A 10,075-nucleotide genomic window follows, 5' to 3' on the forward strand; every position below is an offset into this window, starting at 1 on the left:
ATCACTCGGTCCGAGGAGCCCCCGATGCTCGACACCGATCAACTTCGCAGCTTCGTCGCCATCATCGACACCGGCAGTTTCACCCGCGCCGCCGAGCGCGTGAACAAGACGCAGTCCGCCGTATCCATGCAGATCCGCCGCCTGGAGGAGATGCTGGGCCGCCCGCTGTTCGTGAAGCAAGGACGCGGGGTGCGGCTCTCGGAAGACGGCGAGAAGCTCGTCGACTACGCGCGCCAGATGCTGCAGCTCGAGGCCGCCGCCTTCGCGAGCGTCTCGGACAAGGCGCTGGCCGGCCGGGTTCGGCTCGGCATTCCGGACGACTACGCCGACACGTTCCTGCCCGAGATCCTGACGCGCTTCGTGCGCCGGCATCCCCTGGTGGAGATGTCGGTGATCTGCGAGGGCTCGCTGGCGCTGAGCGAGCGGGTCGCCACGCGCGACATCGACATGGCGGTGGTGACCGATTGCGGCTCGCTCAAGGGCGCGGAGGTTCTCCGGGAGGAGCCGCTCCGCTGGGTGGTCGGGACGGCGTCGTGCGCCCATGAGGCGCGACCAGTGCCGCTGGCGCTCTCCGGCCCCACCTGCGCGTGGCGGCGGGCCGCCACGGAGGCGTTGCAGGAGGCCGGCATTCCGTGGCGCCAGCTGCTGGCGTCCTCCAGCCAGGCCGCGCTAGCGCCCATCGTGCGCTCCGGCATGGCCGTAACCGTATTTCCCGAATGCGCGGTCGGGACGGGCATGCGGGCCCTCACCGAGGACGCCGGCCTCCCGGCGCTGCCGATGAACAGAATCGGCCTCCTCGTCGGCCAGACGCGCTCGCCCGAGGCCACGGCGCTCGCGGAGGAGATCCGCGCGACGCTGCGCGGCGGGCCGCGGCCGATCCGCATCGAGCGGCCCGCGGATCTCGTGTTCGCGGCGGACGGGGCCGCCGTTGCGCGGCCGCGCAGCCGGATCGCGCTGGCCTAGGAACCGCGCGTCAGGGTGCGGGACACCGCGTCCTTCCAGCCGGCCACCATGGCTGCCCTCAACTCGCCGTCGAAGTTGGGCGTGAAGCGCCGGTCGAGGCGCCAGAGGTCCGCGAAGCGCGGCGGGTCAGGGTAGACGCCCGCCGCGAGCCCGGCGAGATAGGCGGCGCCCAGGGCCGTGGTCTCCTTCACCACCGGCCGGTCCACCGGCGTGCCCAGGATGTCGGCGAGGCGCTGCATGGTCCAGTCGGAGGCGACCATGCCGCCGTCGACGCGCAGCACCGTTTCGGCCCCGGCCGCGCCGGGCCAGTCGGCCCGCATGGCATCGAGCAGGTCGAGCGTCTGGTAGCAGACGCTTTCCAGCGCCGCGCGGGCGATCTCCCTGGGGCCGGTGCCTCGGGTCAGGCCAAACAACGCGCCGCGGCACTCCGCGTCCCAGTAGGGCGCGCCAAGCCCCACGAAGGCGGGCACGAGGTAGACCGCCTGGGCCGGGTCGGCGTGCTCGGCCAAGGGGCCCGACTCGGCTGCAGACTTCAGGATGCCGAGCCCGTCGCGCAGCCACTGCACGGCTGCCCCGGCCACGAAGATCGAGCCTTCGAGCGCGTAGGTCGGCTTGCCGCCGAGCTGGTAGGCCACCGTGGTCAGCAGCTTGTTCTGCGACTTCACGGCGTGGTCGCCGGTGTTGAGCAGGGCGAAGCAGCCGGTGCCGTAGGTCGATTTCATCATGCCCGGCGTGAAGCAGGCCTGGCCGACCGTGGCGGCCTGCTGGTCGCCGGCGATGCCGCATACCGGGATCACGCCGCCCAGCAGGTCGGCGGTGGTCTCGCCGAACTGGGCCGAGCAGTCGCGCACCTCCGGCAGCATGGCCCGCGGGATCCGCAGGACGGCGAGGAGTTCATCGTCCCAGGCGCCGCGATGGATGTCGTAGAGCAGGGTCCGCGAGGCGTTGGTGGCGTCGGTGGCGTGGACCTTGCCCCCCGTGAGACGCCACAGCAGGAAGGAGTCCACCGTGCCGAAGGCGAGCTCGCCGCGCTCGGCGCGAGCCCGGGCGCCCGGCACGTTGTCGAGGATCCAGGCGACCTTCGTGCCGGAGAAGTAGGGATCGAGGATCAGGCCGGTGCGGGCCGAGAACAGCGGCTCATGACCCTCGGCCTTGAGGCGGGCGCAGAAGTCCGCGGTCCGGCGATCCTGCCACACGATGGCGCGGTGGACGGCCTTGCCGGTTTGGCGATCCCACACCAGTGTGGTTTCGCGCTGGTTGGTGATGCCGATCGCCGCGACCTCGCGGGCCTCAACGCCGGCCTTGGCCAGCGCCTCGCGGCAGACTGCGAGCGTGGAGGACCAGAGGTCCTCCGGCTCATGCTCGACCCAGCCGGAAGCCGGGAAGTGCTGCGGAAACTCCTGCTGCGCCACCGCGGCGATCGAGGTGTCCTCGCGAAACAGGATGGCGCGAGAGGACGTGGTGCCCTGGTCGATGGCGAGAATGAACGGCATGGGTCCTCCCTGTGGCCTTGCACGGCCTTTTCGGGCCGCATCAAACGGCGCCGGGCCGTTCGCCGCAAGAAGGCCGGCGCTCAGGCGAGCCCTTCGCGGAGGGCTTCGATGATGCCCGAGAAGTCCTTCCCGCCTGCGCCCGCAGCCTCGAAGGCCGCGTAAAGCTGGGCCGCATGGGCGCCAAGGGGGGTCGAGGCTCCGGCGGAGGCGGCGGCGTCCTGGGACAGCTTCAGGTCCTTCAACATGAGCGCCGCCGCGAAGCCCGGGTTGTACCCATTGTTGGCGGGGCTCGTGGGCACGGGACCAGGCACGGGGCAGTAGGTGGTGAGGGACCAGCACTGGCCGGACGAGGTCGAGGCCACGTCGAAGAGCGCCTGATGCGACAGGCCGAGCTTCTCGCCCAGCACAAAGGCCTCGCAGACGCCGATCATCGAGACGCCGAGGATCATGTTGTTGCAGATCTTGGCGGCCTGCCCTGCCCCGGCGTCACCGCAATGGACGATCTTCTTGCCCATCGCTTCCAGGATGGGCTTGCCCCTGGCGAAAGCGTCCCCGGCGCCGCCGCACATGAAAGTGAGCGTGCCCGCCTTGGCGCCGCCGGTGCCCCCCGAGACGGGCGCGTCCAGCGAGGCCACGCCGGCCTTCTGCGCCAGGCCGTGAGCCTCGCGGGCGCTGTCCACGTCGATCGTGGAGGAATCGATGAACAGCGCGCCCCTTCGGGCGTGGGCCAGCACGTCGCCCCAGACCGACAGCACGTGCTTGCCGGCCGGCAGCATGGTGACCACCACGTCCGCGTCCCGCACGGCGTCGGCCGCCGTGGCGGCGATCGCGACCCCCTCCGCCTGGGCGGCGGCGGCGTTCTGGGCCGACAGGTCGTAGCCGATCACCGTGTGGCCGGCCTTGACGAGGTTGGCCGCCATGGGCGCGCCCATGTTGCCGAGGCCGATGAAGCCGATGGTGGTCATGTGATCCCTCCCGGATGATGTCTGAGCGCCGCGGGCCTAGAGGCCGCTGCCCTGGCCGCGGCCGATGAGGCTGCGGGCCACGATGAGGCGCATGATCTCGTTGGTTCCTTCGAGGATCTGATGCACGCGCAGGTCGCGGACGATTTTCTCGATCCCGTAGTCGGCCAGGTAGCCGTAGCCGCCGTGCAGTTGCAGGGCCTGGTTGGCCACCTCAAAGCCCACGTCGGTGCCGAAGCGCTTGGCCATGGCGCAGAGGCGGGTCGCCTCCGGGGCCTTTCGGTCGAGCGCTGAGGCGGCGCGCCACAGGAAAGTGCGGGCGGCCTCCAACTCGGTCGCCATGTCGGCGAGGCGAAATTGCAAGGCCTGGAACTCCTGCAGCTTGCGGCCGAAGGCCTTTCGGTCATTGAGGTAGGCCAGCGACTTATCGAGCGCCGCCTGGGCGCCGCCCAGCGAGCAGGCCGCGATGTTGAGGCGGCCGCCGTCGAGGCCGGCCATGGCGATCTTGAAGCCGATGCCCTCCGGGCCGAGCCGGTTCTCAACGGGCACACGCGCGCCCTCGAAGATCACCTGGCGGGTGGGCTGGGCGTTCCAGCCCATTTTCCGCTCGTTCGCGCCAAAGCTCAGCCCGGGCGTGTCCTTCGGGATCACCAAGGTCGAGATCCCGCCCGCGCCCTCGTCGCCGGTGCGGACCATGGTGACGTAGAGGTCCGAGGTCCCGGCGCCAGAGATGAACTGCTTCACGCCGTCGACCACGTAGTGATCGCCGTCCCGGCGCGCCCGGGTCTTCAGGGCGGCGGCGTCCGAGCCTGCGCCGGGCTCCGTGAGGCAGTAGCTGGCGATGTGCTCCATGGTGACGAGCTTCGGCAGGAAGCTCCGGCGCTGCTCGTCCGAGCCGTAGGCGTCGATCATCCACGACGCCATGTTGTGGATGGAGATGAAGGCCGCCACCGTCGGACAGCCCGTCGCCAGGGCCTCGAAGATCAGCGCGGCGTCGAGGCGGGTCAGCCCGGAGCCGCCCACGTCCTCGCGCACATAGATGCCTCCCATGCCGAGCGCCGCAGCCTCCCGCATCTCATCGACAGGGAAGTGCTTCGCCTCGTCCCACGCCACCGCCTTGGGGGCCAGCTTCTCGGCCGCGAAGTCGCGCGCAATGTCCCTGATGGCGACGTGATCCTCGGAAAGGGCGAACAGGGTCATGAGCGGCGGCCTGCGCAAAAAGCCCGAATGAAAACGGGCGCGCTCAGCTGAGCGCGCCCGGGTCGTTCACCGCATCGTCGGGATGACGAACTCGGCGCCGTCCTTGATCCCGGACGGCCACCGCGAGGTGACGGTCTTGGTCTTGGTGTAGAAGCGGAAGGCGTCCGTGCCGTGCTGGTTCAGGTCGCCGAAGCCCGAGCGCTTCCAGCCGCCGAAGGTGTAGTAGGCGATCGGAACCGGGATCGGCACGTTGATGCCCACCATGCCGACGTTCACCTTGGCGGCGAAGTCGCGGGCCGCGTCGCCGTCGCGGGTGAAGATGGCGACGCCGTTACCGTATTCGTGGTCATTGGCGAGGGCGAGGCCTTCCGAGTAGTCCTTGGCGCGCACCACCGAGAGGACCGGGCCGAAGATCTCCTCCTTGTAGATGCGCATGTCCTTGGTGACCTCGTCGAAGAGGCACCCGCCCATGTAGAAGCCGTTCTCGTAGCCCTGCATCTTGAAGCCGCGGCCGTCGACGCGCAGCTTCGCGCCTTCCTGGATGCCGAGGTCCACGTAGGACCTCACCTTCTCGAGGTGCGCCTTGGTGACGAGCGGGCCGAAGTCGGCGGAGCTGTCCGTCGAGGGGCCGACCTTCAGGCTCTCGACGCGCGGAATGAGCTTGTCCATCAGGCGGTCGGCCGCGTCCTTGCCGACCGGCACGGCCACGGAGATCGCCATGCAGCGCTCGCCGGCGGAGCCGTAGCCGGCGCCGATCAGGGCGTCCACGGCCTGATCCATGTCGGCGTCCGGCATGACGATCATGTGGTTCTTGGCGCCGCCGAAGCACTGGACGCGCTTACCGGCCGCGCAACCGCGGGTGTAGACGTACTCGGCGATCGCCGTGGAGCCGACGAAGCCCACCGCCTTGATGTCCGGGTCGTCCAGGATGGCGTCGACCGCCTCCTTGTCGCCGTTCACGACGTTGAAGACGCCCGCCGGCAGGCCGGCCTCCAGGAACAGCTCGGCGAGGCGCAGCGGCACGCCGGGGTCACGCTCGGAGGGCTTCAGGATGAAGGCGTTGCCGGCCGCGATGGCGGGGCCCGCCTTCCAGAGCGGGATCATGGCCGGGAAGTTAAAGGGCGTGATGCCGGCCACGACGCCGAGCGGCTGGCGCATGGAGTAGATATCGATGCCGGGGCCAGCCCCCTCGGTGTACTCGCCCTTCATCAGGTGCGGCGCGCCGATGCAGAACTCGACCACCTCGAGGCCGCGCTGGATGTCGCCCTTGGCGTCGGCGATCGTCTTGCCGTGCTCCTTGGCGAGGATCTCGGCGAGGGAGTCATACTCCCTGTGAACCAGGTCCAGGAACTTCATTAGCACGCGGGCGCGGCGCTGCGGGTTCGTGGCGGCCCAGGCCGGCTGCGCGGCCTTGGCGTTCTCCACCGCGGCGCGAATCTCGTCCTTGGAAGCGAGAGGGACCCGGGAGGCGACCTCGCCCGTCATGGGCCAGTAGGCGTCGGTGAAGCGGCCCGAGGCCCCCTTCACGTGCTTGCCCCCGATGAAATGGGTGAGTTCGACGACCATTGTTTCCTCCCGAAGGACCTTGCGCGGACGCCGGAGCGGCCGGCGCGCTTACGACACGAGTATCATTGCGATATCCGCACGGCTATGGGAGTTTTCACGTCCAATCCGTGCGCGCTTTCCCATACGGGTCGCGCCGGAATGCGGGGCGAGGAAACCGGGGCCATGAGCCGTTTCGACTGGGATGACTTGCGCTTTTTTCTGGCGGTTGCAAGGGCCGGGCGCCTCACCGTGGCGGCCCGCCGGCTGGGAGCCGACCACGCCACCGTGAGCCGGCGCATCACCTCCCTGGAGACGGCCCTGAAGGCTACCCTGTTCGAGCGCCGGCCCCAGGGTTACACGCTCACCGGGCACGGCGAGCGGCTGGTCGTCGCCGCAGAGGCGATCGAGAGCGCGGCGCTGGCCGCCTCCAGCGAGATCGGGGGCGCGGACCTGGCGCTGTCCGGCACAGTCCGGGTGGGCTCGCCGGACGGGTTCGGCACGACCTTCCTAGCGCCCCGGGCGGTGAGGCTCGCGGACAAGTACCCGGACCTCGAGATCCAGCTCATCGCCATGCCGCGGCTCCTGTCGCTGTCGAAGCGCGAGGCGGACATCGCGATCTCGCTGTCGCCTCCCAAGGAGGGCAAGATCGTCGCCCGGAAGCTGACCGACTACCGGCTTGGGCTCTACGCCGCCCGCGGCTACCTGGCCGGGGCGCCGGAGATCCGACAGGCGGAGGATCTCTTCGAGCATCCGCTGGTGGGGTACATCGACGACCTCATCTACATGCCGGAGCTCGACTACCTGGACGAGATCGCCAAGGGGCTCAGGCCGCGGCTGCAGTCGTCCAACCTGGTGGCCCAGATGGAGGCCACGGTGGCGGGTGCCGGGGTCTGCGTGCTGCCGCACTTCATGGCCTCGCGCCGGGCGGAGCTCGTGCCGGTGCTGCCCGAGGTGCAGCTGACGCGCACCTTCTGGCTGATCGTGCATGCGGAGCTCAAGGACGTGGCGCGGGTGCGGGCCACGGTGGACTTCCTGGTGCGGGAGGTGAAAAGCGCGCGGTCGCTGTTCCTGCCCGAGCCGGCGCCGGCCCAGGCCGCTCCTGCGGAGCGGGCCCCGGCGGCCTGATTGCGCCCGGCCGGCGCGGGATCTACCACTGGGCGTCCAGCCGCCGGAGGGGTCTCATGGGCCAGGTCACAGAGCTCGCCTTCACCGACATGCACGCGGCCGGGGAGCCGGTGCGGATCGTGACGGGCGGCTACCCCGCCCTGCAGGGCGACAGCGTCCTGGCCCAGCGGCGGGACGCCCGGGACAACCACGACCACCTGCGGCGGGCCATGATGCTGGAGCCGCGGGGGCACGCCGGCATGTACGGGGTGATCCCGGTGCGGCCGTCCCATCCGGGGGCCGTGCTGGGGGTGCTGTTCACCCACAACGAGGGCTACTCGACCATGTGCGGCCACGCCACGGTCGCGCTGGGGCGGTGGGCGGTGGACCAGGGGCTTGCGCCCCGGACGGAGCCGGAGACCCGCTTCGTGATCGAAGCGCCCTGCGGGCCGCTGGCGCTCACCTGCCGGGTGGAGGGCGGCGAGGTCACGGAGGTGCGCTTCGAGAGCGTGCCGGCCTACGCCCAGGCGCTCGACATGGCCGTTGAGGTCCCGGGGTTCGGGCGGATCGTCACCGACATCGCCTATGGGGGCGCGTTCTACGCCATCCTGCCGGCCTCCCGGTTCGGGCTCGACTTCTTCGCCACGCCGCTGGAGCGGCTGGTGGAGGCGGGCGGGGCGCTCACGGACGCCATCCGGGAGACGCTCCCCATCAGCCACCCCACGGAGCCGGACCTCGGTTTCCTGTACGGGACCATCCTGACGGACGACGCGCCCGCCGGGGCCGAGAGCTGGAACCTGTGCGTGTTCGCCGAGCGGCAGGTGGACCGCAGCCCGACGGGCTCGGGGGTGACGGCCCGCATGGCGCTGGACCATGCGAAGGGTCTCGTGCGGCCCGGCGAGGTGCGGACCTTCCGGGGCATCTCGGGCGAGCCCTTCACCGGAATGGTGACCCGGCCGGCGCCGGAGATCCCCGGCGCGGTGCGGGTGGAGGTCGGGGGTCGCGGGTTCTACGCCGGGCGCGGGACGTTCCTGATCGAGGCCGACGACCCGCTCGGCCACGGCTTCCCGCTGGCCGGGAGCTTCGGGGAGGTCCGGGGCTGAGGCGTCGCCCTCGGCCGGGAGGGCCAGCCTCCTTGATTCCCGCCGGATTCCTGCTATAGACCGCGCCTTCGAACCGCCCGGCTGTCAGGGCTGCCGTGGCGGTTCTTTTCGCGCTCATGACGAGACGAACGGCCGCTCGCGGCCGACCGATACAACCGGGGGCGGCTCGCCGCCCAAGGAGAGCCAAATGCCCAAGATGAAGACGAAGTCGAGCGCCAAGAAGCGCTTCAAGATCACCGGCACCGGCAAGGTGCTGTATGCCCACGCCGGCAAGCGGCACGGGATGATCAAGCGGACCAACAAGCAGATCCGCAACAACCGCGGCACCAACGTCCTGTTCGAGGGCGATGCTGCCAACGTGAAGAAGTACTTCCTGCCGAACGGCTGATCGCCCCGGCTTTTTCCAACAGAATAGACCAGGAGATCAGCCATGTCCCGCGTCAAGCGCGGCGTCACTTCGCACGCCAAGCACAAGAAGACCCTCAAGGCAGCCAAGGGCTTTTACGGCCGCCGCAAGAATACGATCCGCACCGCGAAGGCGGCCGTGGATCGCGCCATGCAGTACGCCACGCGCGACCGCAAGGCGAAGAAGCGCACGTTCCGGGCGCTCTGGATCCAGCGCGTCAACGCTGCGGTCCGCGAGTTCGGCCTGACCTACTCGCGCTTCATCGACGGCCTGAACAAGGCGGGCGTCGAGGTGGACCGCAAGGTCCTCTCCGACATCGCCATCCGCGAGCCGGAGGCCTTCAAGGCCCTCGTGGAGAAGGCCAAGTCGGCCCTGCCGGCCGAGGCCGCCTGAGCTTTTCGAGACGCGCCCTCCGGGGCTCGACCCGCACCGACCCCGCCGGCCCGCCGGCGGGGTTTTTTTGTTGGCCGGAGCCCTTGTGATTCCGCGACCACCGGGCGGCCGGTGATTCCCGGACCACTGCAAGCCGCTGCGCCGGGACTCGAATCGGGGCTGATTCAGCGATCACTGTCATCGGTCTCACGGAAAGTCGCCGGGCTCGCGCCCGCCGTCCAGGCCAGCGAGATGCTCCCTCAGGACCTTGCGCAGATCCTCCATCTCCTTCTCGGTCGCCGGTCCCCGCGGGGGATGGCACGCCAGCGGGAAGGGGCCGCAGCAGGTCCGCCGCCGTCGGCAGGCGCCGCGCGGGCAGCGCAACCAGTTTCCAGCCTGTCCGGCCAGGCGGCGCGCGATCATCTGGAGCTCCGCCTCGGCCGCGGCGTCGTCGGCGCACGCGAGCTCCCATTCGCTGAGGCCTTCCGGGCTGCTCCCGTCCTGGGTCGGGGTGTCCTGGGGCGGGGCGTCCTGGGGTGGGGCGCCCTTGGACCGGCGCTTGCCGGAGGGGACCTTTGACGCGGCTATGGGGCGGACGGCTTGGGACATGGCGGCTCCGGGCTCGTGTGGCAGGGAGAGGTTGGGGGGTCAGCTCCACGCTGGCGCGCGGAGGCGTGACGGCGGGGACGCGGCGGAAGAGCGCCGGTCGAGGCGCCCAGCCCCTCTCCCGTCCTTGCGAGGAGCGCAGCGACGAAGCAATCCAGGGGCAAGGCGCGTGTGTCTCTCCGTTGTGACCGGGATTGCGCCAGTCCCCCTGGGTTGCTTCGTCGCCCTGCGGGCTCCTCGCAATGACGGGGAGGCTTTCAGGCATGCGTCAGCGTTCTCCGGCTGGCGCGCGGAGGTGAGGCGGAGGGGACGCCGCGGGGC

10 protein-coding genes are annotated in these 10,075 nt (G+C 70.4%); 5 read left to right on the forward strand and 5 right to left on the reverse strand.

Features of this window, described 5'->3' with window-relative positions; all coding sequences use genetic code 11:
- The first annotated feature begins 24 nt into the window (after positions 1 to 24).
- Entirely contained in the window at positions 25 to 963 is a 939-nt protein-coding gene (locus tag SLNSH_RS22630) for a LysR substrate-binding domain-containing protein (protein WP_106340271.1), read from the forward strand.
- On the opposite strand, the gene glpK is transcribed toward SLNSH_RS22630, so the two are convergent.
- From glpK to SLNSH_RS22650, 4 genes are all read right to left on the reverse strand, one after another.
- Positions 960 to 2,456 (reverse strand): glycerol kinase GlpK, encoded by a 1,497-nt coding sequence (gene glpK, locus SLNSH_RS22635; RefSeq protein WP_106340273.1) that lies wholly within the window; start codon positions 2,454 to 2,456, stop codon positions 960 to 962. The genes SLNSH_RS22630 and glpK overlap by 4 nt on opposite strands.
- A gap of 80 nt (positions 2,457 to 2,536) precedes the next feature.
- Positions 2,537 to 3,421, reverse strand: a complete 885-nt coding sequence (gene mmsB / locus SLNSH_RS22640) for a 3-hydroxyisobutyrate dehydrogenase (protein WP_106340275.1) — start codon at positions 3,419 to 3,421, stop codon at positions 2,537 to 2,539.
- A gap of 36 nt (positions 3,422 to 3,457) precedes the next feature.
- Entirely contained in the window at positions 3,458 to 4,618 is a 1,161-nt protein-coding gene (locus SLNSH_RS22645) for an isobutyryl-CoA dehydrogenase (protein WP_106340277.1), read from the reverse strand.
- 66 nt (positions 4,619 to 4,684) lie between these two features.
- Positions 4,685 to 6,184 (reverse strand): CoA-acylating methylmalonate-semialdehyde dehydrogenase, encoded by a 1,500-nt coding sequence (locus SLNSH_RS22650; protein ID WP_106340279.1) that lies wholly within the window; start codon positions 6,182 to 6,184, stop codon positions 4,685 to 4,687.
- A gap of 162 nt (positions 6,185 to 6,346) precedes the next feature.
- On the opposite strand from SLNSH_RS22650, the gene SLNSH_RS22655 reads away from it, so the two are divergent.
- From SLNSH_RS22655 to rplT, 4 genes are all read left to right on the forward strand, one after another.
- Complete coding sequence (locus SLNSH_RS22655) at positions 6,347 to 7,288, forward strand: LysR family transcriptional regulator (protein WP_106340281.1); 942 nt, start codon at positions 6,347 to 6,349, stop codon at positions 7,286 to 7,288.
- A 56-nt stretch (positions 7,289 to 7,344) separates the two neighbouring features.
- Complete coding sequence (locus SLNSH_RS22660; protein WP_210202565.1) at positions 7,345 to 8,370, forward strand: proline racemase family protein; 1,026 nt, start codon at positions 7,345 to 7,347, stop codon at positions 8,368 to 8,370.
- Between the two features lie 187 nt (positions 8,371 to 8,557).
- A complete protein-coding gene (rpmI, locus tag SLNSH_RS22665; RefSeq protein ID WP_106340283.1) occupies positions 8,558 to 8,758 on the forward strand; it encodes a 50S ribosomal protein L35 in 201 nt (66 codons plus the stop codon).
- Positions 8,759 to 8,800: 42 nt separating this feature from the next.
- Positions 8,801 to 9,169 (forward strand): 50S ribosomal protein L20, encoded by a 369-nt coding sequence (gene rplT, locus SLNSH_RS22670; protein ID WP_106340285.1) that lies wholly within the window; start codon positions 8,801 to 8,803, stop codon positions 9,167 to 9,169.
- A gap of 186 nt (positions 9,170 to 9,355) precedes the next feature.
- Here rplT and SLNSH_RS22675 read toward each other — a convergent pair whose 3' ends face one another.
- A complete protein-coding gene (locus SLNSH_RS22675; RefSeq protein ID WP_106340287.1) occupies positions 9,356 to 9,757 on the reverse strand; it encodes a hypothetical protein in 402 nt (133 codons plus the stop codon).
- Positions 9,758 to 10,075 lie beyond the last annotated feature (318 nt).

The organism is Alsobacter soli, from assembly GCF_003004785.1.
GTDB lineage: Bacteria > Pseudomonadota > Alphaproteobacteria > Rhizobiales > Beijerinckiaceae > Alsobacter > Alsobacter soli.